The organism is Sinobaca sp. H24 (assembly GCF_023845525.1).
In genome coordinates this window covers 123,925-147,835 of sequence record NZ_JALBWT010000008.1, presented here as the reverse complement: position 1 = coordinate 147,835, position 23,911 = coordinate 123,925, and the positions used below count along the sequence as shown (strand labels likewise).

General features: G+C 44.3%; 26 protein-coding genes and 1 pseudogene. 5 read left to right on the top strand and 22 right to left on the bottom strand.

Annotated elements, in window-relative coordinates; translation table 11 throughout:
- Positions 1–47: 47 nt before the first annotated feature.
- The 5 genes from MMY81_RS13095 to MMY81_RS13075 form a co-directional block, all read right to left on the bottom strand.
- Complete coding sequence (locus tag MMY81_RS13095) at positions 48–560, bottom strand: DUF2798 domain-containing protein (protein ID WP_308215318.1); 513 nt, start codon at positions 558–560, stop codon at positions 48–50.
- A gap of 181 nt (positions 561–741) precedes the next feature.
- Positions 742–2,121 (bottom strand): SLC13 family permease, encoded by a 1,380-nt coding sequence (locus MMY81_RS13090; protein WP_252313281.1) that lies wholly within the window; start codon positions 2,119–2,121, stop codon positions 742–744.
- 190 nt (positions 2,122–2,311) lie between these two features.
- Positions 2,312–2,707, bottom strand: a complete 396-nt coding sequence (locus MMY81_RS13085) for a hypothetical protein (RefSeq protein ID WP_252313254.1) — start codon at positions 2,705–2,707, stop codon at positions 2,312–2,314.
- A 136-nt stretch (positions 2,708–2,843) separates the two neighbouring features.
- Positions 2,844–3,107: a type II toxin-antitoxin system HicB family antitoxin gene (locus MMY81_RS13080; RefSeq protein WP_252313253.1), complete on the bottom strand. Its 264-nt coding sequence runs from the start codon at positions 3,105–3,107 to the stop codon at positions 2,844–2,846.
- A 70-nt stretch (positions 3,108–3,177) separates the two neighbouring features.
- On the bottom strand, positions 3,178–3,540 hold the full coding sequence (locus MMY81_RS13075; RefSeq protein ID WP_252313252.1) for a hypothetical protein: 363 nt from the start codon (positions 3,538–3,540) through the stop codon (positions 3,178–3,180).
- A 132-nt stretch (positions 3,541–3,672) separates the two neighbouring features.
- Here MMY81_RS13075 and MMY81_RS13070 point away from each other — a divergent pair, with 132 nt between their 5' ends.
- Positions 3,673–4,080: a (deoxy)nucleoside triphosphate pyrophosphohydrolase gene (locus tag MMY81_RS13070; protein ID WP_252313251.1), complete on the top strand. Its 408-nt coding sequence runs from the start codon at positions 3,673–3,675 to the stop codon at positions 4,078–4,080.
- On the opposite strand, the gene MMY81_RS35215 is transcribed toward MMY81_RS13070, so the two are convergent.
- Positions 4,077–4,505: a DUF3427 domain-containing protein gene (locus MMY81_RS35215; RefSeq protein WP_252313250.1), complete on the bottom strand. Its 429-nt coding sequence runs from the start codon at positions 4,503–4,505 to the stop codon at positions 4,077–4,079. The genes MMY81_RS13070 and MMY81_RS35215 overlap by 4 nt on opposite strands.
- Entirely contained in the window at positions 4,502–6,883 is a 2,382-nt protein-coding gene (locus MMY81_RS13060) for a DEAD/DEAH box helicase (protein ID WP_252313249.1), read from the bottom strand. The genes MMY81_RS35215 and MMY81_RS13060 overlap by 4 nt, the downstream gene beginning before the upstream one ends.
- Positions 6,884–7,126: 243 nt before the next feature.
- Between MMY81_RS13060 and MMY81_RS13055 the strand changes: the two genes are divergently transcribed.
- From MMY81_RS13055 to MMY81_RS13040, 4 genes are all read left to right on the top strand, one after another.
- On the top strand, positions 7,127–8,125 hold the full coding sequence (locus MMY81_RS13055; RefSeq protein WP_252313248.1) for a LytTR family transcriptional regulator DNA-binding domain-containing protein: 999 nt from the start codon (positions 7,127–7,129) through the stop codon (positions 8,123–8,125).
- Between the two features lie 167 nt (positions 8,126–8,292).
- Entirely contained in the window at positions 8,293–9,144 is an 852-nt protein-coding gene (locus tag MMY81_RS13050) for an ABC transporter ATP-binding protein (protein ID WP_252313247.1), read from the top strand.
- Positions 9,141–9,890, top strand: coding sequence for an ABC transporter permease (locus tag MMY81_RS13045; RefSeq protein WP_252313246.1), 750 nt, complete (start codon positions 9,141–9,143; stop codon positions 9,888–9,890). The genes MMY81_RS13050 and MMY81_RS13045 overlap by 4 nt, the downstream gene beginning before the upstream one ends.
- Before the next feature lie 17 nt (positions 9,891–9,907).
- Positions 9,908–10,114, top strand: coding sequence for a DUF6440 family protein (locus MMY81_RS13040; protein WP_252313245.1), 207 nt, complete (start codon positions 9,908–9,910; stop codon positions 10,112–10,114).
- A 43-nt stretch (positions 10,115–10,157) separates the two neighbouring features.
- Here MMY81_RS13040 and MMY81_RS13035 read toward each other — a convergent pair whose 3' ends face one another.
- From MMY81_RS13035 to MMY81_RS35205, 15 genes and pseudogenes are all read right to left on the bottom strand, one after another.
- The gene (locus tag MMY81_RS13035; protein ID WP_252313244.1) at positions 10,158–11,150 is read right to left on the bottom strand and encodes a tRNA dihydrouridine synthase; all 993 of its coding nucleotides are present in this window, start codon (positions 11,148–11,150) and stop codon (positions 10,158–10,160) included.
- 130 nt (positions 11,151–11,280) lie between these two features.
- Positions 11,281–14,376, bottom strand: coding sequence for an AAA family ATPase (locus MMY81_RS13030; RefSeq protein WP_252313243.1), 3,096 nt, complete (start codon positions 14,374–14,376; stop codon positions 11,281–11,283).
- Complete coding sequence (locus MMY81_RS13025; protein WP_252313242.1) at positions 14,373–15,530, bottom strand: exonuclease SbcCD subunit D; 1,158 nt, start codon at positions 15,528–15,530, stop codon at positions 14,373–14,375. The genes MMY81_RS13030 and MMY81_RS13025 overlap by 4 nt, the downstream gene beginning before the upstream one ends.
- Positions 15,531–15,719: 189 nt before the next feature.
- Complete coding sequence (locus MMY81_RS13020; protein WP_252313241.1) at positions 15,720–17,018, bottom strand: CapA family protein; 1,299 nt, start codon at positions 17,016–17,018, stop codon at positions 15,720–15,722.
- Positions 17,019–17,030: 12 nt separating this feature from the next.
- On the bottom strand, positions 17,031–17,774 hold the full coding sequence (nfsA, locus tag MMY81_RS13015; protein WP_252313240.1) for an oxygen-insensitive NADPH nitroreductase: 744 nt from the start codon (positions 17,772–17,774) through the stop codon (positions 17,031–17,033).
- The gene (allB, locus tag MMY81_RS13010) at positions 17,767–19,191 is read right to left on the bottom strand and encodes an allantoinase AllB (protein ID WP_252313239.1); all 1,425 of its coding nucleotides are present in this window, start codon (positions 19,189–19,191) and stop codon (positions 17,767–17,769) included. Before allB ends, nfsA begins: the two co-directional genes overlap by 8 nt.
- A 14-nt stretch (positions 19,192–19,205) precedes the next feature.
- Positions 19,206–19,484 carry a nitronate monooxygenase gene (locus MMY81_RS13005; RefSeq protein WP_252313238.1) on the bottom strand — a complete coding sequence of 93 codons (279 nt, stop codon included), beginning with the start codon at positions 19,482–19,484 and terminating at the stop codon, positions 19,206–19,208.
- A 19-nt stretch (positions 19,485–19,503) separates the two neighbouring features.
- Positions 19,504–20,118, bottom strand: a complete 615-nt coding sequence (locus MMY81_RS13000) for a beta/alpha barrel domain-containing protein (protein ID WP_252313237.1) — start codon at positions 20,116–20,118, stop codon at positions 19,504–19,506.
- On the bottom strand, positions 20,118–20,903 hold the full coding sequence (locus MMY81_RS12995; RefSeq protein WP_252313236.1) for a dihydroorotate dehydrogenase electron transfer subunit: 786 nt from the start codon (positions 20,901–20,903) through the stop codon (positions 20,118–20,120). The genes MMY81_RS13000 and MMY81_RS12995 overlap by 1 nt, the downstream gene beginning before the upstream one ends.
- Complete coding sequence (locus tag MMY81_RS12990) at positions 20,884–21,306, bottom strand: M20/M25/M40 family metallo-hydrolase (RefSeq protein WP_252313235.1); 423 nt, start codon at positions 21,304–21,306, stop codon at positions 20,884–20,886. Before MMY81_RS12990 ends, MMY81_RS12995 begins: the two co-directional genes overlap by 20 nt.
- 23 nt (positions 21,307–21,329) lie before the next feature.
- Positions 21,330–22,142, bottom strand: a complete 813-nt coding sequence (locus MMY81_RS12985; RefSeq protein ID WP_252313234.1) for a hydantoinase/carbamoylase family amidase — start codon at positions 22,140–22,142, stop codon at positions 21,330–21,332.
- A gap of 88 nt (positions 22,143–22,230) precedes the next feature.
- Complete coding sequence (locus tag MMY81_RS12980) at positions 22,231–22,953, bottom strand: PucR family transcriptional regulator (protein ID WP_253075945.1); 723 nt, start codon at positions 22,951–22,953, stop codon at positions 22,231–22,233.
- 11 nt (positions 22,954–22,964) lie between these two features.
- Positions 22,965–23,438 (bottom strand): GAF domain-containing protein, encoded by a 474-nt coding sequence (locus MMY81_RS12975; RefSeq protein WP_252313233.1) that lies wholly within the window; start codon positions 23,436–23,438, stop codon positions 22,965–22,967.
- Positions 23,399–23,608 (bottom strand): annotated as a pseudogene (locus MMY81_RS35210) (PucR family transcriptional regulator ligand-binding domain-containing protein); the annotation flags it as partial. The pseudogene MMY81_RS35210 and the gene MMY81_RS12975, both read right to left, overlap by 40 nt.
- Positions 23,512–23,727 carry a PucR family transcriptional regulator ligand-binding domain-containing protein gene (locus MMY81_RS35205; protein WP_374561797.1) on the bottom strand — a complete coding sequence of 72 codons (216 nt, stop codon included), beginning with the start codon at positions 23,725–23,727 and terminating at the stop codon, positions 23,512–23,514. The pseudogene MMY81_RS35210 and the gene MMY81_RS35205, both read right to left, overlap by 97 nt.
- Positions 23,728–23,911: the final 184 nt, after the last annotated feature.

Below are 23,911 nucleotides of genomic sequence, written 5' to 3'. Positions count from 1 at the left end.
TTCATACAAAAAAGCTTCCTCCAGATCATTTCCGGAGGAAGCTTTTTTTAAGCAGAAACCGTTTTTCTATCCTGCATCGCATGTATCTGTTTCATCACAAACCGTGCGATCGGCTGCGCGAAAAGAATCTCGATCCAGAAGGCGATACCGAAGTTGCGGGGCCAGATGTGCATGAACTGCTGCAGCGGATCGAGGCTGATCCGGCCGGTGCCGACCCACATGCCGATGCACGTCATTAACAAAGAAATGATCGTCACGTTCAGCACAATCGTCAGCAGCACCCTGGCATTGAATCCATCCTCTGCGGCGGTAAATACAGGCATTAATTTGCCGACAATAGGCCTGGCTATAAACAGGACGACCAGCATCACAATAAGCCACATAAATGGCAGGATCACCAGCGTTTCTTTATAAACCTGCAGTGAGAATCCCCGCTCCAGCCCGACAATCACCGGAGCTATCGTATTGACGGATAGAAATGAAACAATTAATAAGAAGAGAATACCTTCCTTCGCATTCTGCGGCAGTCTGGCTTCTTTGTGTATACTTACGGACATCATTCCAACTCCCTTTCTATAACTGCTTCGTCAGTATAGCGGGATTGGGTATGCCTTCATAAGTGAACATTTTGTGAACGTTTAACGGTGAGTACTAATTAAAATTTTACTATTCGTTATATACCAAGGAAGATGGAACGAATCTAACCCCCTAACCTACTGCGATACCTAGTAAGCATGGATCTTAAAAGCTTAAAACGACAGGCTGCCAGAAATAAACGAAGACAACAATAACGATGATCGAAATAATGTTCAGCCAGAAACCGGCTTTAATCATGTCGTCAATGGTAATAAAATCCGAACTAAATACGGCAGCGTTCGGAGGGGTGGAGATAGGCAGCATAAATGCACACGATGAAGACAAAGCTACAACGGCCATGATGCCGTATGGCTCCACGCCAATACCCAGAGCGAGACCGATGCTTACAGGGATCAGCATATTCGACACCGCGGTGTTGGACATAATCTCCGTCATAAACAACACCATTGCTGCCAGAACAACGATAATCAGCAGATACGGAAGCACCTGCAGTCCGCCGAGAATATCCCCGAACCATTCGGTTAAGTTCGACTCATCAAAGGCCGCCGCAAGCGAGAGCCCGCCGCCGAACAACAGAAGAAGGCCCCACGGCAGCCGTTTCATATCCTCCCACACCATAATACCGCCGCGTTTTCCCTTGTAGCGGCTTGGAATGAGAAAGAGAGATACAGCAGCCATCATCGATATCGTCGTATCAGACAAGTCGAGACCAGGAATAAAGCCTCCGAAAATCCATAAAAATGCGGTAGCGGAGAAAATGATGAGAATTACTTTTTCCTGGTAGCTCATCGGCCCAAGTTCCTTGAGCTGATCCTGGGCGAAGTTCTCCGAAATACTTCCCGTATTTGGCACAGAAAACTTAATCTTGGTCATGTAAAAATATAACGTAATCATCATAATAACGGTGATAGGAAACCCGAAGATAAACCAGTCAAAAAAGGTAATCGTTTGATCGAGCTGCTGGCTGGCAATTCCCACAAACACAGCGTTTGGAACAGAACCGATAAGTGTGGCCAGCCCGCCGATGGAGGCCGCATACGCCACCGTCAACAGCAGTCCCTTTGCAAAGGACTTCAGGTCTTTTTCATTAAAAAATTCTTTGTCTTTCGCCTCCGTAATCAATGCCAGCGCGATGGGCAGCATCATAAGGGCGGTCGCGGCATTGGAGATCCACATGGAAAGAAAAGCAGTAGCAATACCGACACCTAACACGATTCTGCTGCTCGTGGTTCCGAGAAGCAGTAGAATAAACATGGCAATACGCTTATGTAAGTCCCATTTTTCAATAGCCAGCGCGATTGTAAAACCACCCATGTACATAAAAACAATCGGATCCGCGTAGGCCATAGTCGCTGTACTCTCTTCTGCCCCTCCTGTGAGCGGTAACAAAAATATGGGCATTAAGGAGGTCGCAGGAATAGGCATGGCTTCGGTAATCCACCATGTCGCTACCCATACAGTAACAGCAAGAACAGCTCGCGGCGCATCCTCTAAACCGGTCAGGGACGGGAAAAAATAAATCATGGCAAACAGCAGCGGGCCCAGAATAATCCCAATGCGATGACGATTCCAAGTCAATCTCCTCACCTCCTTTTAACGTATACTTATGATAGTACCTCACTCTTTTTTGTTTGTCATCACCAGTTAAAAGAATAAATGGAAAAATTAGCAATACAAAAAAGCAGATGACGTGTAGTTAACACATCCCCTGCTTTTATATAACGACTTTACTATAAACCACTCTGAAATCATGCTCCCAGTTCATCCCATCATACGCTTTTTTCCAGGCGCTTTGGATAACATCCTGTGATGCATTGATCTCTCCTGTAAAGCGCTGAGAGAAATCCAACGGCGAAAAATCCGAGGCTTCTCTCCACAGCTTCCACGTATGATGCTCCAGGCTCATCTGATAGAAACGCGTCACACCCCGCGAATCAAAGTAATGCTGCAGGTACGTCTTAGCCTCCACATCATAGTCATAAACGATCGTACTGCCCGGGAAATCCGGTTGATCAATACGGATGCGCTGGAAGATGTACTGCTCTTTTTCCATGCACTCAAACACAGTCCTCCCGGAAATAGTACCCAGATGCGGGTAGATGACTTCCAACTCCCATTCCCCTATGAAAAAAGACAGCTACTGTATAGCTGTGTCTCGAATTGATTTCCCCATAGAATTTTCTTCCTTTCTTTGAAAAGCATATGAAGAAAAAGGTACTTTTGCATTCGAAATGGCTGTATCCCTCTTATTCCGTTAGCTCCACTTCAATCATTTGTATGTATGCTTTCTCCGAGAGATCAATCGTTTCGGTAGTGGAAGGCTCAGGAATAGTTTCCCCATCCTCTATCATTATAAGGAGAAACCCTACCAGTACATCGCCGGCCATATACATCGCATCTTCCAGATCATCTCCTTGGGAGATTGCTCCGGGTAGATCGGGAAACGTAATCGTAATAGTCAGGGTTTCCTCATCTGTTTCAAAGATGGCAGGAAATTTGTAGGTTGTCATATAAGATCACCCTCCTAAAAAGTCGATTTTGTTTAAAGAATCGTAATAAAAAATTTTGTTCGATCAGCTCTTATTGTCTCTTACGATACATTAATCTAATCAACAAAAAAAGAAGCAAAGGAATGCCTGAAATAGCTGTTACTGTCCAATTCATGGAATCAAATATAAAGTTCATGCTGAAGATAACGACGAAAAGCCCGAGAAAAAGATATATTGCATTAGTGATAACTTTACGCATAGCCTTTTTTCGCTGTGGCTTATCTTTATTCGCATCACTAAAATGAGGCGCTAAAAACAAACCAATGAACAGACCGCCTATGACCTGTCCAAGCACTAGAGTTTGATTAAATTCATTCTCTATTATGTAACTCATGACGGTGCTTATGACAAAGAACACTGCCATATACCCAACAGCTAATTTAAACCTCTTCATCGAATCCCCCTTTATTTATATGCTGTTCTATCCCCTTCCAAATAAATTTGAAAATAACCATCTGTGGTGAAGAAATTTCCGCAAACTGCTATACTCATTGTATCTTCATACACTGGAAGGAATGACCTACTTATGCCGAAAAAACAAATCAGCGTTGTTGCTGCTGTTATAGAAAATGATCAAAATGAATTACTATGTGCGCTCAGGAGTCCTGATATGTCCTTACCAAACCTGTGGGAATTTCCCGGTGGTAAAGTAGAAGCCGGAGAAGACCTACAAACAGCAATTGAACGTGAGATTAGCGAAGAACTGCACTGCAGCATTAAAGCAGGCGACGTTTTTCATCGACATGTTCACGAATACGATACTTTTATCATTGAGCTTATTTGCTTACAAGCCGAGCTTATTTCCGGAGAACCAGTAGCTACCGAGCACGCTAAGCTCCTTTGGTTAACGCCTGAGCTATTCTCTTCTTTGAACTGGGCGCCAGCTGATGTACCTGCAGTAGAAGAGCTAATGGCTAAAGCTTCTCTGTCTTAAACTTTTTCCGTAAGCTCTCTATACAGCTGAGCCGGAATAGGATGCTGCAGCTTCATTTGAAACATCACAGGCTTTTCATTTTGAAAAGACTCTACGTTGAGCTCTCCCAAATAAATAAATGGTTCGACGACACTGTTTTCTATCGTTTTATATTTCCGCACGAATAAATGAAGCCTGTTTCCTTTTTCTTTATGCTCTATAATGCTCGTCCCACGTCCAGAGTTTTGCGTCATATTGTTCGGACTCTCCCACTGAAAATCAGTGGGACTTTTTATTTCATCTTTGTACATCAACCGTTCTTCCGTACCGGCGTCTTTATGAAGATCCACAAATAAGAATAAATCATTTCCACTCCGAAGCAGACCTGAACCTCGGAAAGAAGAATGAGTGACTGTCGCATTCGATAATACCGCTGTGTCTCTCATTTGATATTGTTCATGTAACTTAAAGAAAGGCGTACCGTAGTCTTTTTACCAAATTCTCGAGCGTAGCGATGCAGACCATATTCCAATAAATCGATGAAGTACTGCTTATACGTATCGCTTTGAAGTAACTCTTTTAAAATTGAGCTACGCATAATGGATTCTTCATGCCATTCCACCAATGCTGGCGATCGTTCTTTTTCACGTTGGTCTAAAAAGGCGTGTACCACATTTTGCATCGCGTGCTGCACGCTATCCTTATTTACTTTCTCTACCCAATGACGAATTTCATATGCTGCCTCTTCTATAGATAGAGCGTCTTGCTCAAGAAGGGCGAGGTACAAGCTAAACTCATGCGGCCGTTTGATTGGTAGCATCTTAGAAATTGTTTTGTATACGCTAGCCCAAACTTCATCTTGAAGCAACGTTATTATAGAATCCTCTTTTTCCATTTTCATAAGAAAATGAAGATAGCTGCCTTCTTTTTGAATAAATTTCACTGGATCAGGAGCGCCATCATACGTGTAATAATCCATCAGTTCATATGGTATTTTTCCATGACGAACTTTCTTAAATTCCATGTACTGTTCTTTCAAATAGGCCATGCTGTAAAAGGACTCTTGATCAATCTGGGCTAGAATTCGCTCTTGCGAAATCTTATCCATTTGAATATGAGTAGCGCCCGGTACATGAGCAAACTCAGTGGCTACTGCTACCTTTAAGCTCTCTTTATCATAGTAGCGCTGGCCGTTTAACGCGATCGCAATCAAGAAGCTCTTCGTATGATTGCCAATAAAGTCTAGAACGGTTAAAAATTGTTTTCCAGGGTGCTTACGCAGTCCTCGTCCTAGCTGTTGAATAAATACAATTGGAGATTGAGTCGGCCTTAACATCAGTACAAGATTCACAGTCGGAATATCAATACCTTCGTTAAAAATATCCACCGTAAATAGAAACTCCAGAGGATGAGAGTCATCTTCTAAATCTCGAATAGCCGCTTCTCTAACTGCTCCATTGTCTTCTCCGGATAAATATTGGCTAGTAATGCCTTGTTGATTAAAAGCTGCTGCCATAAAGGCGGCGTGCTCCCGGTTCACACAGAAGCCTAGCCCTCTTCGCTGCTCTCCGTCAAAACCATAAAACGACATTTGTTCTGCAATAAAATCTACCCGCTTGTGGACCTGCAGCCTTTTCGCAATTTCCGCTGTATCTTCTAGCCGAACGTCCGTTAAATCAATATCCGACAGATCGGTAATACCAAAATAATGAAACGGAGCCACAATGTCATCCGCTAATGCTTCATGCAACCTAACTTCTAGAGCGACATTACGATCAAACAGTTCAAACACAGACAGCTGGTCGCTTCTTTCTGGTGTAGCCGTCATGCCTAATGTAAATTGAGGGGTAAACCAAGCAAGCACGTGTTCATACTGAGAGGCTGTCGCGTGATGAGCTTCATCTACCACAATATAATCAAAAGCTTCTGGCTCAAACGACGTATGATGATTTGCTAGCGTTCGGATATTCGCAAATAAATAATCGGCGTTCCAGTCTTTTTGGGTCCCTGTTAAAACCCCGAAGCTGCGCTGAATAGAAGGCATTAAGTGTTCAAAGGTTTCTTTCGCTTTTTGAAGAATTTCTTCTCTATGTACGATAAATAAAAGTCGTTTAGGCCGAACACGCTTTACATCAAATGCCGACATATACGTTTTTCCGGTTCCCGTTGCTGCAATGACTAGTGCTTTTGTTTCTTTCAGGTCACGCAGTCGATCTAAGTTATCAATTGCCCGACTCTGCATCGAATTTGGAACCACATATTTTGCTTTTTCATAAACAGCATTAGCTGTAAAAGCCACTCTTTCCGTGTTGCGGTACATTTCCCTGTAGTCATGCAGAAATGTCTCTGTCGCGATAATGCTGCGGTCCCACAGCTGTTCATATTCTGCCAGCACTCGTTCGACAAAAGCAGCATGTTTCTTCGAAACAATCTCAACGTTCCACTCTACGTTACTTTTTAAAGCAGATTGCGTCACGTTCGAAGATCCAATAATAATCTTATATGAATCCGGATATTCGAAAATGTACGCTTTTGTGTGAAACCCTACCTGCTTATCCGTGACAAACACTTTTAAGTCAATGTGCTCAAATTCTTTTAGCCGCTCCAACGCCTGAGGATCGGTGAAATTCAAATAGGTAGAGGTCATGATTCTCCCTCGAATCCCCCGTTTCTCTGCTTCCTTTAACGTATCCAAAAGCAACTGCACACCGCTAAAATTAACAAAAGCAACGCCAAAATAGAAGCTATCACACGTTTGAAGTGAACTGGTAAGTTCCTTTAATAAATTATCCGACTCTGAATTGACGACTAAACGGTGCTCCATGGCTTAAGTGCCTCATTTCTGTATGTAAGGATATTGTTCATTATAGTGTTTCTATATTTTACTATATATTCAATATCTGTATGGTTTTTGTTTTTAAAAATAATTATAATAAAAACCCACTAAGTGGTCAGAAATATAAAAAACGTCTCACAAGTTTAAGAAATATATGAGAGACTTAAATTGACCCTACCCATAATTATTATAAATCCCTTACGTAAATCACCAGGAAAGTGAGTGTTTGGAGTGACGACGTTACTAACGCTGGAAGATGTCATGAAGCAGGAAGACAATCAGGTCGTGCTGAAGGGCATTCATTTGAATATAGAGGAAACATCCCAGATCGGGATTCAGATGACGAACAAGGAGAGCACCGTTTTTTTCAAGCTGCTTTCCGGAGAGCTCTCTCCTACCAGCGGCCGTATTGATAAAGAAACAACCGGCATTCTGACGGAATTCGCGGAGGACGCTTTATATGAAAGCTTAACGGTACAGAGTTACTTAACTACTTTTAAGAAAATCGCGGATTTCCCAAAGCCGCTGGAGGAATTTATCGGCATCTTTTCGCTGTCGGACGTGTGGCGCACAAAAATCAGCCGCCTTTCCCTCGACCAGAAAAAACGGATCAGCCTGTTTCGCATGTCTCTGTTTACCCCGAAGCTGCTGCTTCTTCAAAGCCCGCTGAGCCACTCCACCTCCGAAGGCGTTGAGCTGTATATAAAAGCACTTGAGCATCTGCAATCCCAGCATACCGCGGTCGTCTTCACCTCCCATTACCTGGAGGAATTACTGCTTCTGAGTAATGACATCTATCGCTACACCCGCAATGATGGCCTGGAGAAAACAGACCTGGCGATTGAACCAAAATCAGCACCTGATGATAAACAGGAAATGACCATAAAGCCTAATAAAGTGTACAAAGTCTCGAGCCGGCGGGCAGACAAAACGATTTTCTTCAGCCCGGAGGAAATTGATTTTATCGAAAGCATCAACAGCGTGAGCACGATACGGATTGGCGAAGAATATTTCCCGACTGATTTAACGATGAATGACCTCGAGGAGAAACTAACAAACTTCGGTTTCTTCCGCTGCCACCGCTCGTACCTTGTGAACCTGCAGTGGGTGTCCGAATTAGTGAGCTATTCCAAGAACAGCTACATGTTAATCTTGAAAGGAAATGCAAACATCAAGCTGCCGCTTTCCCGGTCCCGTCTGGAAGAAATGAAGGCATTAATCGAATTTTAGCGTACAGCTGGGGGTGAAATAGCGTTATTTCAGCCTCTTTTTCGTACCGTTCAGCATGTATGGTTACTGTTCGGCGGGGATTTACGACATATCCAGCGTTTTTCTTTACAGTTAACATCAGATGGAGTTTGATATCCATTAAATGCTGACTAGAGGAGAGAGCGCAGATGGAACACCCTTTAATTCATGTGGAACACGTATCCAAGACGTTTAAGAACGAAACAGCTTTAAAAGACATTACCTTCTCGGTTCAGGCCGGAGAAATCTTTGGGTTTCTCGGTCCGTCGGGGTCCGGGAAAACCACCACCATTAAAATTCTCACCGGGCAGCTCGCCCAGTCTTCCGGCCAGGCATTTGTTCTCGGCAATCCCGTGGAGCGGATAAATGAAAGCATTTATGAACAGATAGGCATCGTAACCGACAACAGCGGACTGTATGAACGGTTAAGCGTATATCATAATTTAACGGCGTTTGCCAAACTGCTGAACGTGGACAAAAAGAGGATTGACCTATTGCTTACGAGAGTCGGCCTGATAGATGATAAGAATAAACTTGCAAAAGATTTATCCAAAGGCATGAAGCAGCGGCTGATATTGTCCAGGGCGATGCTGCATCAGCCGAAGGTGCTGTTTTTAGATGAGCCGACGAGCGGACTTGATCCGGTTACGACCGAGGCTATTCATGAGCTGCTGCTGGAGTTAAAGGAAAACGGCGCCGCCATCTTTTTAACCACGCACAATATGGAAGAAGCCACAAAGCTCTGTGACAGCGTCGCACTGTTAAATGACGGTCTGATTGTGGAGCATGACTCCCCAAAGGCATTAACGCTGAAGTACAATCAGGACAAGCGCTACCAGGTGCTGCTCGAAGATGAACAGGAGCTGACGCTTCCTCATACGACCGCGTCGATCGATCAGATTAACCAGTGGCTCATAAACGACCAGCTCGTGACGATTCATTCCTGTGAACCAAATTTAGAAAAAGTATTCTTGGAAGCGACGGGGAGGGAATTGGTTTGAACCTATCACTTAGAAAAATAAATGCCGTGCTGCAGCTGCGGCTGAAGCTGATCGCAGGGGGCTTAAGCATTCTCTTCACGCCGATCTTCGCCCTCCTTTTCGTCATTGTTATGGGATACCTCATGCCGGAACTCGACGGAACGGAAGCCGGCGCGCCTTTTTCCACAAGTGGATTTCTGCTCAGCTTTGGATTGATTTTTAATATTGCGATTGCCGGTATTTCCATGAGCAGCTCCCCGATTGCCGAAGAAAAAGAAAAGCATACGCTCCGGGTGCTGATGACGTCTTCTGTAAAAGGCGGCGAGTATTTTATCGGCAGCATGATTCCGATATTAGTTATTCTTGTCGTGACCAATATTCTTTTAATACCGGCAAGCGGCGTGTCTTTCCGTGATATTCCGATTCCGACGTATCTCGTTATCACCACCGCAGCCAGCTTAATCAGTATTATCATCGGCTATATTATCGGCGTCTATGCGAAAAACCAGGCGCAGGCATCTATTGTGAGTACGCCTATTTTAATTCTGTTAACCTCCACTCCTGTTCTTAAGATGTTCAATGAGGACTTAGGAAACATTCTAAACTTCACGTATGGAGGGGTCCTTGCCAATTTGGCCGACACCCTCACCCCCTATGCGGAGTATCAGTGGAATTTGATGGACACGAGCGTGCTTATCGTCTGGCTCGCCGCTTCGCTGGGATTGTTCATTTATATGTACAAGAAAAACGGGCTGGACAGTGACTAACAAAGGAGGAACAACCCATGTTTAAAAAGAAACAAGAATCAAAGGACAAACGATTTAAAGAAACCGCCGTGCAGACATATCATTACGGCCTGGTGATGGTACTCATCGACAAAGTGACAGGAGTACACTACCTGCATACGTGGGCGCCGCAGGGTGTGACCCTCACTCCGTTATTGGATAAGCACGGCGATGTGGTGATTGATAAAAACGCGCTGGAGACATAAGAAAGGCCCATCCGCTGCAGCGGATGGGCCTTTCTTATACTACTTACAAATTCAACTGTTTCTCTTTTTTCAACGTGCCGGCTTCGAATTCATTCAGCAGAGCACGGACTTCATCCGTCGTCTCTGTAGTCATCAACTGATTGCGAAGCTCTCCGCCCCCACGGATGCCGCGGATATAGATTTTAAAGAAGCGGCGGAGCGGCTTGAAGGAAATCGGCTCAATTTCAGTGGAATACTTGTCATGCAGATCCAGATGCAGGCGCAACAGATCAAACAGCTCCTTGCTGCTGTGCTCTCTCGGCTCCGTTTCAAACGCAAATGGATTCGTGAAGATCCCGCGTCCGATCATGACGCCGTCCACACCGTATTTCGTCGCAAGCTCCATCCCGGTCTGGTGATCCGGAATATCGCCGTTGATCGTGATCAGAGTGTCCGGTGCTATTTCGTCCCGGAGAGCCATGATGTCCGGAATCAGCTCCCAGTGCGCCTCAACGGCACTCATTTCCTTTTTTGTACGCAGATGAATCGACAGGTTGGCGACGTCCTGCTCTAATACGTGCGTCAGCCAGCCTCTCCACTCGTCCACGTTCGTATAGCCAAGTCTTGTTTTTACACTCACCGGCAGGCCGCCCGCTTTGGCCGCCTGGATGACGTCAGCTGCATTATCCGGATAGCGGATCAGGCCGCTGCCTTTTCCTTTGGCCGCCACGTTCGGCACCGGGCAGCCCATATTAATATCGACTCCCTTGAAGCCCTGCGCTGCCATACCGATGCTCATCTCCCGGAAATGCTCGGGCTTGTTCCCCCATATGTGGGCTACCATCGGCTGCTCGTCTTCCGTGAACGTCAGGCGTCCCCGCACGCTGAAGATCCCTTCCGGATGGCAGTAGCTTTCCGTGTTGGTAAATTCGGTAAAAAATACATCAGGCCGTGCCGCTTCCGCCACCACATGGCGGAACACGACGTTCGTCACGTCTTCCATCGGCGCCAATACAAAAAACGGCCGCGGCAGGTCACGCCAGAAATTTTCTTTCATACTCCCATTCCAATCCTTTCATCTACATATTCTCTATTTAAAAACAGATCTATTTATACTGGTCTTTTATTTTTCTTAGCCCTATATATTTTACACGACTCACGCGTTCATGCAAAGAGACAGGTTTGTGTTAATGGAGCACAAACCGGGTCTCACTGTATCCTTCTTTCGTCTTTTTCACTTCCAGTGTGGCAGGAATCACCTGCTTCATTTCCTGCACGTGGGAAATCACGCCGATCATGCGTCCCGACTGCTGCAGATCGACGAGCGTATCGATGGCCTTCTGCAGGGATTCTTCATCAAGGGAGCCGAAGCCTTCGTCAATGAACATCGTTTCAATCGAAATACCGCCTTCATACGCCTGGATCACGTCTGCCATGCCGAGCGCAAGGCACAAGGAGGCATTGAACTTCTCGCCTCCGGACAGGGTCTTTACGTCCCGCACCTGTCCGGTATAGTTATCGAGCACATCGAGACCAAGCCCACTCTGCCTGCCACGCTTCTCCAGACGGTCACTGCGCATCAGGTAGTACTGGCCGTTTGCGAGGCGCTTCAGCCGTTCATTGGCTGCATGAATAATCTGCTCGAGAAATTCAATCTGCAGGTAGCGCTCAAAGCTGATCTTTTTCGTATTCTCCCCGCGCACCACGTCATACAAGTCTTTAATCAGCTGAAACTCCTGCTCTACGTCCGCCAGTTCCTTTTCGGCAGCGGCGATTCTCTCCCTGCCTAGTTCAGCGTTGTTCAGATAGCTTTTTGCCTGCTGATGCGCCGTTCTCGCCTCTTCCATCTCCTGCTGGAGTGCATGCAGTTTTTCCTGTAGTTCATCTACATCGATTCGTTCCTGGTCTTGTAATGCCTCCTGCAGATCTTTCACCTGAACCGCAATGGTCTGCACGGCGGTGTGATAGTCCTTTACTTCCTGCTGCAGTGCTTCCCGCATTTCCACCGGAAGCTTTGCTTCCTGATAGATGGCTTCCGTAGAAAATCCGGCCTTCTCCAGCGCTTCTTCATAGGTGTTCTGTATTTTTTCCTGTTTGTTTTGTGCCTCCTGAAGCTGTTCTTCGGCATGCTTGACGTTTGCTTCTGCGGTAAGCAACGCTTCCTTTGCCTTATCTCTAGCCTCCTGAGCCCGCTTCCACTCGCCTTCGAGCTTCTCGTACTTCGCGGTTGTTTCCTCGATTTTTTGTTTCAGGTGTGTCAGGGAGCGCAGCTCTTCCGGAATCGAAGCAATGCTCTGCTCATACAGCGATGTTTCCGTCTTATAATCGGCACGCAGATTGGAGAGGCGCTCCGTCATTTTTGTCTGTTCTTCTACCTTTGTTTCAAGCGTTTTATCGTTTTTTCTAATCGTTTCCTTTAATGCATCTATCGTTTCCTGATCTTTCTTCAGCTGCTGAATACTCTGGTTCAGCTCAATACCCTGCCTGGAAATGGTTTGAAAATCTTGTTCCGCGCTTTCCGGGCTATAGCCGTTATCGATCAGTTCCTGCTTTTTTTCGTTCTCCTGCTCCTGTATTGCATGTACTTTCGCCTGGGCGTTCGTGAAATCGGCTTCCTTCTGCTTTTTCTCGCGGCGCTTAGCTTCCAGCTCATCTTTACTAGGAATATCGTCTGTCAGAACTGCAGATTTCGGATGTTCTTCGCTGCCGCAGACCGGGCAGGGCTTCCCATCATGCAGATGATCCGCTGCCAAAATACTGGCCTGTCCGTTAAGCCAGCGCTCCTCCAGCTGTTCAAACGATTGTTCTTCTTTTTCATAAATGGCTTTTAATCCTGATACTTCATTTACTGCCTCGTTCTTCGCCGCCTGTTTTTTTAAGTATTCTTTCATAATAGTAGCCGCTGCACGGAGGTCATTTAATTGTTCTGTTTTCTCCTGTAGGGAGCGGACGTTTTCTTCAAGCGGCTGCAGTTCTTCCCGCTTTTTGGTCAGTTCCGCTCTTGCCTGCTGAACCTCCTGTTCGCTCGATTTTGCCTGTTGGGAAAGCTTTTCTTCTTCGGTTTTTAACTGCCGGATGTTCTGCTTTTTACTCTCCAGCTCCTGTACGGTGGGAAGATGCGACTCAAGGCGGTCCCGTTCTTTTCTCGTATCTTCCCGGAGCTGCGCTTTGTTTTCTTCTTCGGTAAACACCGCCTGGGCGGTCTTCTGCTTTTCGGAAGCACTGTTATAAGCGGCTCTTGCCTGCTCCTGCTGGTTTTGTTTACGTGCTGCTTCTTCCCGTATCTCCACTGCCTGCTTTTCATATACTTCCAGCTGCGCGGCTTTCTCGGCAAGTTGCAGCTGCTGTTCCTTTGCGGCAAACTGCTCCTGCTTGTCTTCGAGCTGCTGTTGTTCCTGCTGCTTTTCTACCAAAGTATCGATGCGCTTGTTCAGATCCTGCGCCTGGTGAAACTGGGCTTCGACTTTTTTGACGCTTTCTGCTTTGGTCTGGAACGTTTGGTAGGTATCCGACTGCTGCTGTTCGTAAAACGAGATTTCCTGCTCCAGCCCGTCCAGCACCTGATTCGTATTGTAGTGCTCCTGCGCGAGAACGTTAAAAAACGCCGACTCCTCTCGCTGCGGCAGAGAGGCCTTTGCATTTTCAATATGTATCTCTCTCGTATGCTTCTGGTTATCGAACTGCTTTTGGATGTCTTTGCGCTTGCCGTCCAGGTGATCGACGACCCGTTTATAAAAGCTCGTTTTGAAAATTTTTCGGAGAATTTCTTCCTTGTTTTCCGTTTCTGAAGTGAGCAGTTTCCGGAACTCTCCCTGCGGCAGCATCACAATCTGGCTGAACTGGTCTTTTGTTAAGCCGATAATCGACTGGATTTTTTCATTCACCTGGGTGGCGATAAAGCGGTCGGTTAACGGGGTTTCCTGACCGTTCGTAATTTCATAAAGCTCATATTTGTCCCCGGTGCCGCTTTTATTTCCCTGCTTCACATGACCTAGCTGACGGAACACCCGGTACGCGCGGCCTTTGAGTTCAAATTCAAACGTAACGGAAGTATGCAGGTCATCCTCGGCAAAGTGGCTGCGCATCGAGCGGATGTCGCTGCGGTCTTCCCCGCTGGCGTCCCCGTAAAGGGCAAAGCAGATCGCGTCGAAAATCGACGTCTTACCCGCGCCAGTTTTTCCGGAAATTACGAACAGCTTGTGATCCTGCAGATCGTCAAAATCAATCACTTCCTGGTTTTTATACGGACCGAAAGCGGTCATTTTTATTTTTAATGGCTTCATTTCCGCTCCCCCTCTTTCACATTCAGCGCCTGCAGCGCATCCTGGAATAACTGCTCGGTCGCTTCCGTTGCTTCCGAACCTCTCACTTCTTCGTAAAACGATTGAAACAGCGCGAAGTCACTCATCTTCGTGCGGTCTTTCAGCGTACTTTCCGAATCTGTTACAGACAACGTAGGAAACTCCCGTTCTACGTGCATGGCGTTTGGATAGACCGAGCGGATCTTCTCCATGGCAGACAGTACCACGGTTTCGTCGAGCAGTTTCACAAATACGTAGTCTTCACATATCTCATGCTCCAGAATATCAGCGATATAGCCTTCCACAGCATACATGTCACGCTTTGGCTCCAGCAGCCGCTTCTCTACTTCCACCGTGCCGTCGGCAGCAATGTCCACCACCAGATAGCCTTTCTTGTGCGTCTGTTCGGAAAGAGAATATTTCAGCGGCGAGCCCGAATACTGTACCGTCTGCCGGCCGACGAAATGCCCCTGATGCAGGTGGCCGAGCGCTACGTAGTCAAACCCGTCCAAATACCCGGCACTTGCCTGATCCGCACCCCCGATGGAAAGCTGGCGTTCGGACGTGCTCGTGTTTTCCTTTTCTTCCCCGTGCGACGTCAGAAACGCGTGCCCTACAAATACGTGGCGGGCATTTGGATCTTTGGAGGCTTCTATTTTTGCCGTAATCGCACGCAGGGCGTCATCATGCGTTTTTACCGTTTCGTCCTCAAGCGCAAGCCGCACCTGGCTCGGATCGGTGTAGGGCACTAAGTGAAAGTGCACCTCACCGGCATCATCGTGCAGCACGACCGGCTGAAAAGGCTCGCTCAGCTCCCCGGTAATATGAAAGCCGGACTGTTTCATCACTTCCCGGCCAAAATGCAGGCGGCTCGGGCTGTCGTGGTTGCCTGCGATCGCAAGCAGCGGTATGTTCAGCTCGATCGCAATGATTTCGAGCACCCGGTTTAACAGCTGGACGGCCTCGGTTGGCGGCACCGCCCGATCGTAAAGATCTCCTGCAATAATAACTGCATCCGGCTTTTCTGCTTTCACCGCTTCGATAAACTGTTCCAAAATGTATTCCTGGTCTTCGGTCATATAAACGCCCTGAACCAGCTTGCCTAAATGCCAGTCTGCCGTATGGAAAAATTTCATCCCTGCCACTCCTCTTTTCTGATGATTAAGATAAAAGTTATCTATGTAAAGAATGTATGTTCTCTCGTTAGAATTACTATACCAAACTGAAAGATGTTTTTGTATGACCTTACTCTTACGGCATAAAAAAGACACTACTAAGTGAGATGATTTAGTAGTGTCTTGCTTGGGCCATTTATTGTGATCCTCTTACAATTTTACAATTCCAGTGCCATCATCTTGAATTTCTATTTTTGTACCAAAAGAATGAGACAGCGTCTGTAGGTGCTCAATAATAGAATTATCATTCGTCACTTGCGGCCACCCTCTTGTATAACGAGGTTTTCCATACCCCAAATCGATAGGATGAAGAATAATTTCTTTTAATACTCCATGATCCATTTTCCAAACAGGAATAACAGAACGCCATACGTTCGGGTTAACGCCAAGTCCTTTTTTTCCATTTTCGCTTCGTACGTCAAATGCGTCTGCCACATTTGCATCATAAGAAAGATCATACTTTTCATAGAAATCTCTTGGAAGATGATCCACCGTATCATTTTGAAAAATAAAATTTCCAAGACTATGGAAAATTGGTTTATCTTTATATATTTCAATTCCTCGTAATACATGAGGTCCATGACCGATAATAGCATCAGCACCTGTATCTATCATATCTCTGGCAAATTCTTTCTGAAAATCGGCCGGTGTATTTTTATCTTCTTTATCCATTTCATGTGAATGAATACTGACTATCACATAATCTGCCTGGCGCTTAGCCTGCTCCACCGTTTTTCTCAAGCGTATCAAGTCTTTTTTAATAATGCTTCTTTTCATTCCTTCCGCATTTCCAGCCTTGAAAAAATGACCTCCGAAATATAAATTATTTTCGGAAGATGGTGCTTGAAACCCTTCTTTTATAGCGAGATTTTCATCTGCGTTAATATATGTAGCTTCAGCTATATTCCGAAGCTGAGATAATTTTTCATTAGAAACAGAATACGTTGTCTTATAGCGGAGAGGATTAATACCAGGCCGTCCTTTCATATCAGGACCTTGGTCTCCGGCAGCCCAAGATTCATGAAAGGTAGAAGTACAGGCAATTAAAGCAACTCGTCCTTTTGTTGTTTCCAGATAACGAGGCTCTGCAGCATCAGCTAGATTCTTTCCGAACCCGGCATAAACAAATTCATGTTCTTTAACATATTTTTCTGTGGCACTAAGGCCAGTATATAAATAATCGAGAGCGTGATTAGTAGCGCCGTTCAGCAAATTGAAGGAGTAAGAAGATAAGTCATGTAACACTTCTGGCTCTGCCATCGCCCACGTACCACCACTAAATGCAGAAGGTGTTCCTTCTCCACGGTGTACGGTGACTTCCAGGTTGGCAAAACGAGCATCTCCTTTTTTAACAATTTCTTTTACTTTTTCTGCCTCTTTGTCTCCTTTGGGCAGACGTCTTGTAAGGAAACAATCCCCGACGGCAGAAAATGTTATAGCATCAGACATAAAAACACCTCCTTATTTCATTTGAAATCCTTGATTTTTTAGAAACATAGTAAGTTCCTGTCGACGGGGAGAGGAAAGATAATTTGTCATTTGCGTTATCCATCCCGTATATTTAGGATTCACTTGCCGTGTACTGTAATAATGGAGCATATCTTTATCATACTCATTTAGCGCTGAAATGATGTTCTCCCGGTTATAACAATCTTCATGATGAACGCCATAGAATGGAAAACGCGGCTTTTGCTCTGTCACGTCCTGAGGATAACCCAGGCAAAGCCCCATCACCGGGAAAGTCCATTTTGGAAGGTTTAATAATGCAGCAACCTCCTGCGCACGATTTCGAATACCGCCAATCATGACACCGCCAAGTTCGTAAGCACGTGCTGTCAATAAAGCGTTTTGAGCAGCTAGTGCAGTATCCACTGCTCCTACGATAAGATTTTCTGTTTCCTCCATCTCAAAAGGAGTTTCCTCCCACTGAGATACAAGAGAATGAGGGTAAAAATCAGCGACGAAAACGAAAAAAATCGGAGCTTCTTTTACATATTTCTGATTGCCGCACAAATTCGCTAAATCTCCACGAAGCTCTTGATTAGTGATTGAGATAATACTGTAAGCCTGAACATTATGAGAAGTCGGTGCCCATTGGGCGGAGACGATGATTTCCTTAACAATATCTCTGGGTATTTCTATATTCTTGAATGTTCTTGTAGAGCGATGACTCTGGATCAGCTCGGTTATGGGAGGTTTATTCATACAACATGTCGCCTTTAGCAGCAGGAGTAACAAGACATCCGGCAGATTCTGCTGTTACAGATCCTTTATCCATCACCGTTTTCCCCCTTACAATGGTTCGAACCGGCCATCCTTTCACAGGGAAATTGTGATAAGCAGAAACTTTGCTTTTACTATGCAGTTTATTAATATCAATTTTGTCTTCCATTTCCATATCTACAAATGTAAAATCTGCGTCTGAGCCGGGATGAATCGTTCCTTTTTGCGGAGCAATGCCGTACATACGAGCCGGTTCCTCAGAAAGCAGCTGAACAAAACGATTTAAGGTGATCCGCTTTTCGCTCACCGCGTTTAACATTAAGGGAGCTAGTGTTTCCACACCGCACATGCCTGCCGGTATCGACCAAAGTTCTCCATCTTTTTCTGAAGAAGTATGTGGGGCATGATCAGAGCAGACAGATGAAATGGTTCCATCCAGAATTCCTTCCCAAATGGCTTCCTGATCCTTTTTATATTTCACAGGGGGATACACTTTCATCGTTGAACCAATCTCATCATACTGTTCGGCAGATAAAAAGAGGTAATGCGGGCAAGTTTCAACAGTTACAGGCAGTCCTTCACGCTGTGCCTGCCTTATAATCTCCACGGAATCTCCGCTGCTGACATGCAGCACATGAAAACGAACGCCTGTAGCTCTTGCCATAGCTATCCCTGTCTGCACTGTTAAAAATTCGGTAAGCGAGGGGCGCCCTTCCAATAAGTCCTCATAGCTGCGGCCGCCGCGTTTTTCTACTCGATCGGTTAACGTTTGAATTAAATCGTTATTCTCAGCATGAACGGCGAAAATTTGTCCGGTTTTCGCAACATGTTCCATCATTTCGTATACTTCTCCATCGTGAAAAGGCGGAATAACCTTTTCCATTCCAGGCTTGTAGTTATACATGAGCTGAAAAGTTTCTTCATGTACCGCGTAACCCCAGAAAAATTTAAATCCAATAACCCCTTGCTTATGAAGAGCCGGTAGTTTTTCATTATTCAAGTGGCCCAGACATATTCCCCATAATCCAAAATCAACAGCCGCCTTAGAAGAAAGATTGTCTTTCTGCAAAGCGAAATGAGTCTCATTATCCACAGGCGGGGTTGTATTAGGCATTTCAAACAAAGTCGTTATTCCTCCAGCTGCGGCTGCCCGTGTAGAATGATAAAAATCTTCCTTATGAGTAGGGCCGGGATCTCTTGAATGAACATGCGTATCTATTAAACCAGGCAGAACATGTAATCCTTTAGCATCAATTGTTTCTTCAGCTTCGTATGTCTCATCTTCTGCTGCAGTAATCGCTAGAATTTTTTCATCTTTTACATAAATACTCGATTGAAAAGTGTCTGAACCTGTAACAATCGTTCCATTCTTTATACAAAGATCGCATTTAACCATCATTTTTCTCTCCTTTGTTACAATTGGATGCTTCCAACTAAATCGTTTATGTTTTCAATATCATGCCTTTCCATATAATCATTAATGTCGGAAAGTACATCGATCATCATAGTTGGCTGAATAAAGCTTCCTGTACCAATTTGAACAGCGGAAGCTCCAGCAATGATCATTTCCAGAGCGTCTTTACCATTCATAATTCCACCGCATCCAATAATAGGAATGCTGGTAACCTGGGCTGTTTGATAAATCATTCTTACAATAATAGGCTTTACCGCCGGGCCGGAAAGACCTCCCATTACATTACCAATTCGAGGTTTACGTGTTTATATCAATGGACATGGCAAGAAGCGTATTAGCAACGGTTAAAGCATCTGCTCCCCCCTTTTCTGCAGCTATTGCAATATCCTGAATACTGGTGACATTCGGCGTTAATTTTGCGATCAATGGCACATCTGTTACTTTACGCACTCTCTTCATTAAATCGTATGTCACATCAGCGTCCATTCCAAAAGCCAATCCGTCTCCCTTTAAATTAGGACAGGAAATATTCAGCTCGATAGCATCCACATCTTTGTGACTGCCAAGTATTTCCGACATCTCACAAAACTCCTCAATAGAATCTGCCGAAATACTTGAAATAAGGGGTGCACGGTACGTCCCGTATTCAGGAAGAACGTGTTCTATATAATAAGGCAATCCTTTGGATTGGATACCAATCGAATTGATCATCCCACCTGATGTTTCACAAACTCTAGGTGTTTTGTTTCCCGGACGAGGATCCTTTGTAATGCTTTTAGGTACAAGTGCTCCAAGTTCATTAAAGTCCATCACTTCATGCATTTCCGGTCCAAAAGCTCCCGAAGCGGGCATCACTGGATTAGCCAGTGTAAGAGAGCCTATTTGAACACTTTTGCTGCGTTTTGCAATCATTAAAGCACCACCTTTTCAATTGGAAACACAGGCCCTTCCAAACAAACGCGGACTGATTTTTGACTTCCATCTTTTTCTTTAATGTCACACACACAGGCAAAGCAGGCTCCCATAGCACAGCCCATATGTTCTTCGAGTGCAATCTCACCCGATAGATCATAATACGCAGCGAACCGCTGGCTTAATCGGGATAACCGCTTCGATCCACACGTATAGATGGCGTTAAAATTCTTTTTTCCCATCATATAATGCATCATTTCTTCAACCGACTCGATATCGCTTGTTTGGTCTTCTTCCGTTACCGGATACACATTTGTTCCAAATTCTTTCAGCATATCTGCTGCCAGTAAATCATCTTTCGAGCGTGCGCTTAAAATGGCGGTACAATTTATTCCTTTTACATAGGCTTCTTGAGCAAGAGCCGCCAAAGTAGCGATTCCAACGCCCCGTGCTATAAGTAAAATCTCTTTCGATTCGGCCGGAATAGTAAAGCCGTTACCGACAGGGCCGAATACATCAACTTGATCGCCGCTTACTTTTTTTGTGAGTTCTGCCGTGCCTTCACCTTTTACCAAATATAGAAATTCGATAATATTGTTCTGGTTATTAATCATATAAATACTAAAAGGACGCCTTAAAAAAGGTGTATAGGTTTCTGCACAGCGCACATGAAAAAATTGACCCGGCTCAATTGTTTCCTCTATAGGTGTAGTATCCAGACGCATATGCCAATATCGAGAACTTACCTGCACATTAGACAGAACATTAAGAAAATACTGTTTCATCGTGTACTCCCCCCTCCACTTTTCCAGCTAGACACACTATCGTTTGTTCGAGTACATCAATACCTTTCATAATGTCTGTTCCTTTTGTGAATTCATCAGGGTGATGACTTAAACCATTTACAGAAGGGACAAATAGCAGCCCGGAAGGCCATTTTTTTGCCATATTCATGACATCATGACCAGCGCCGCTTACAAGGCTTAAAGGAGAAATTTCAAGTCTTTGGCAGGCGGCCTCTAGTTCGGACTGTATATCTTTACTTAAAGGAACTGGTTCTTCTTCTGATAAATAGTCAAATTGAACATGGAGCCTGCGGGAGCTCTCTATTTCTTTTCCTTTTTGTTGAATAGCACGTAGTACTTGTTTTCGTGAGGTAACATCGGTGCTTCGAATATCGATATCCATGATGCATTCTCCCGGCACTACATTTATAGCTCCAGGGTATGTTTTATGCATCCCACTGTTGCCACTGTATTTTTATCCTTCTCTTTCTGAGCGGCCTTTTCAAGAGCCAATATGAGCTCAGAAGCACCTGTTAGAGCATCTTTTCGTGCATCCATCGAAGTAGTGCCGGAGTGAGAAGCCTGTCCGGTAACAGTCACTTTAACTCTTAAAGGAGCTGCAATACCTGTTACGATACCAATGGACTGATTAGCATTTTCGAGTGCAGGTCCTTGTTCAATGTGCATTTCCAAAAACGCTTTGAACGCTCCTTCTCCTTTCTCTGCATCGGAAAAGTCAGAAAAAGTAAAACCTGCTTTTTCTACCGCTTGATCAAATCTAATACCATCTTTATCTTCTAAATAGGCTATCGAAGATGATCCTTCCCCCGCTATCCATTTGCTGCCGATCGTAGATACTCCAAATCTTGAAGATTCTTCGGAACGAAAAACAATAATATCAATAGGATGGGTCGTTTGAATGTTTTTTTCGTTAAGACGACTTACTACTTCCAACCCTGCAATCACACCAAGCGCTCCATCAAAACAGCCGCCCGAATAAACAGTGTCGAGATGAGAACCTACAGCCACCGAGGGAAGATCAGCGTTCCCTTGTCTCCGGGCAATAATATTTCCGGTGGCATCTTCGTAAACGCTCATTCCCTCTTTTTCGCAAAAGACTGAGAATAATTCAATTGCTTCACTTTCTTCTGGTGTATAGGCAAGCCGATTTATCCCATTTTCCGAATTCCCAATAGCATTTATCTGTTCCAGCCATGATTGCACACGTTTTTCTCTCATCTGTTATTTCATCTCCATTCTCTCTTCATTTTATAATTCAGGTCGATCCCGATACGATATCGAAATAGACGAATTAATTTCTTTATTTTTAGAGAGATGGATAAGTATTTGTTATAAAGTAATGAATTTTCATGCCAAGATGAATCATCATTTTCTCTTCTGAATTTTGAAGACTCAAACCAGTCAGCGCTTTCACTTTCTGAATCCTGTATTTCAAAGTATTCACATGAATATAAAGATTATCAGAAGTAATAGAAAGAGATTCATTATGATGAAAGTATGCTTCCACCGTCCGCATTAATTCTAAATTGTGATTCTTATCGTACTCAACGAGAATTCCTACTGTTTCCTGTTGAAATTTCACCAATTCTTCTTTATTGTCCATATGCAAAAACAATCGAAATATACCTAATTCATCATAGTGAATAATCATATCTTCTTCTGAAGCAAAGGAACGTGTAATAGAAAGGGCAAGCTCCGCCTGACGAAAGCTTTCTTGAATACCTTTTATACTTGCTTCTGCTTTTCGACCTATACCTGCAGCTGGTGCTATTTTTAAAGAGGACTGCATTTTTTTCACGACTCTTTTTATAGACTGCAGTACGGCTGCTTCCTCCTTGTCAAAGGTTGGAAACAGTATATAAAGCATTTGATTCATGATACCAACAACGACCTGCGGCTCGGTATCACGAATAATTAATTCTATTTTTGTTAACTCATCTGTTAACGACAGTTCTTTTTTTGTATATACGACGCAACAAACATAGTGTCGTTCAGGGTATATATCATAAATTTCTGCGCTCTCCTGCAGTTCATTTATATTTAAGTTATTTCTTTCAACAATGATCGGAAAAAATCACTTTTATATTTTATTTCGATCTCATATTTCACCTTTTTTCTCATGTACTCAATGGCAAGAGAGGAGGAAGCTCTCTCTAAGATAGCAAGATCAGCTTCAATATGATCATTCTCTTCGTCCCAGCTGGAAATAATTCCATACACCTTTCCATCAACCATAATCGGAGAAGTAATACAGCTAATTTCCCTGTTTTCCTCGTTTAACCGCTGTAGACGGATCGGTCGTTGTACAAGCTCAAGTTCTTCAATTTGGTGAGGGTGAAGAGGCTCAAATACACTAGGAGACATAGAAACATCAATAAACGATACAAGATTTTCGACTTCAATATGATGCTTTGTTAAATGAGTTAGTGTGCGAATTAAATGGTTTATACCTGATTTATTAATCGATACTTCATTCAGCAGACGATAGGCTTCTTCAATATCTTCCTGCAGCACAACCTTACGGTCAAAATACTATTCATTACAGGAGAAAGAATATCGAGATAGGATATACGTTCTGGAATCTCAATTATAGGAAAACCGTATTTTTCTGCTGCTTCCAAAATACTGTAAGGAATATGTTCCACGAATCGGTTTGGTTTAATTGCCAAGGCACTCGTTTCCCGTTCGTGTGCAGTTCTCGAATTAAATTTTTCTGTGCTTCTTCATCGTCTTTTATTGGATACAAACTTGTCAGAAGAAGTTCATTTCCTTTTAACCAATTCACAATGTCAGGTACTTCCATGATTAGTGACGTAATTCAATTTCTTCTCAATACCCTGGTAACCTGCAATGATCCGACATTCGCGCAATCCTCCTATCTTCATTGCTTCCTTTAATGTGATTGCCATAATGTTCTCTCCTAGTTAAGCAGGTTTAGTAAAAAGAGTGATGTTTGCGGAATATACGTTATTACGAGCAAAGCTGCT

Bases quoted from the DNA above. Each gene is read 5' to 3' on its own strand.
- MMY81_RS13095 (WP_308215318.1), bottom strand. From the start codon at position 560: ATGATGTCCGTAAGTATACACAAAGAAGCCAGACTGCCGCAGAATGCG.
- MMY81_RS13090 (WP_252313281.1), bottom strand. From the start codon at position 2,121: ATGATTTATTTTTTCCCGTCCCTGACCGGTTTAGAGGATGCGCCGCGA.
- MMY81_RS13080 (WP_252313253.1), bottom strand. From the start codon at position 3,107: ATGACAACCTACAAATTTCCTGCCATCTTTGAAACAGATGAGGAAACC.
- MMY81_RS13075 (WP_252313252.1), bottom strand. From the start codon at position 3,540: ATGAAGAGGTTTAAATTAGCTGTTGGGTATATGGCAGTGTTCTTTGTC.
- MMY81_RS13070 (WP_252313251.1), top strand. From the start codon at position 3,673: ATGCCGAAAAAACAAATCAGCGTTGTTGCTGCTGTTATAGAAAATGAT.
- MMY81_RS35215 (WP_252313250.1), bottom strand. From the start codon at position 4,505: ATGAGAGACACAGCGGTATTATCGAATGCGACAGTCACTCATTCTTCT.
- MMY81_RS13060 (WP_252313249.1), bottom strand. From the start codon at position 6,883: ATGGAGCACCGTTTAGTCGTCAATTCAGAGTCGGATAATTTATTAAAG.
- MMY81_RS13050 (WP_252313247.1), top strand. From the start codon at position 8,293: ATGGAACACCCTTTAATTCATGTGGAACACGTATCCAAGACGTTTAAG.
- MMY81_RS13040 (WP_252313245.1), top strand. From the start codon at position 9,908: ATGTTTAAAAAGAAACAAGAATCAAAGGACAAACGATTTAAAGAAACC.
- MMY81_RS13035 (WP_252313244.1), bottom strand. From the start codon at position 11,150: ATGAAAGAAAATTTCTGGCGTGACCTGCCGCGGCCGTTTTTTGTATTG.
- MMY81_RS13030 (WP_252313243.1), bottom strand. From the start codon at position 14,376: ATGAAGCCATTAAAAATAAAAATGACCGCTTTCGGTCCGTATAAAAAC.
- MMY81_RS13025 (WP_252313242.1), bottom strand. From the start codon at position 15,530: ATGAAATTTTTCCATACGGCAGACTGGCATTTAGGCAAGCTGGTTCAG.
- MMY81_RS13020 (WP_252313241.1), bottom strand. From the start codon at position 17,018: ATGTCTGATGCTATAACATTTTCTGCCGTCGGGGATTGTTTCCTTACA.
- nfsA (WP_252313240.1), bottom strand. From the start codon at position 17,774: ATGAATAAACCTCCCATAACCGAGCTGATCCAGAGTCATCGCTCTACA.
- allB (WP_252313239.1), bottom strand. From the start codon at position 19,191: ATGATGGTTAAATGCGATCTTTGTATAAAGAATGGAACGATTGTTACA.
- MMY81_RS13005 (WP_252313238.1), bottom strand. From the start codon at position 19,484: ATGGGAGGTCTTTCCGGCCCGGCGGTAAAGCCTATTATTGTAAGAATG.
- MMY81_RS13000 (WP_252313237.1), bottom strand. From the start codon at position 20,118: ATGATTGCAAAACGCAGCAAAAGTGTTCAAATAGGCTCTCTTACACTG.
- MMY81_RS12995 (WP_252313236.1), bottom strand. From the start codon at position 20,903: ATGAAACAGTATTTTCTTAATGTTCTGTCTAATGTGCAGGTAAGTTCT.
- MMY81_RS12990 (WP_252313235.1), bottom strand. From the start codon at position 21,306: ATGGATATCGATATTCGAAGCACCGATGTTACCTCACGAAAACAAGTA.
- MMY81_RS12985 (WP_252313234.1), bottom strand. From the start codon at position 22,142: ATGAGAGAAAAACGTGTGCAATCATGGCTGGAACAGATAAATGCTATT.
- MMY81_RS35205 (WP_374561797.1), bottom strand. From the start codon at position 23,727: ATGGAAGTACCTGACATTGTGAATTGGTTAAAAGGAAATGAACTTCTT.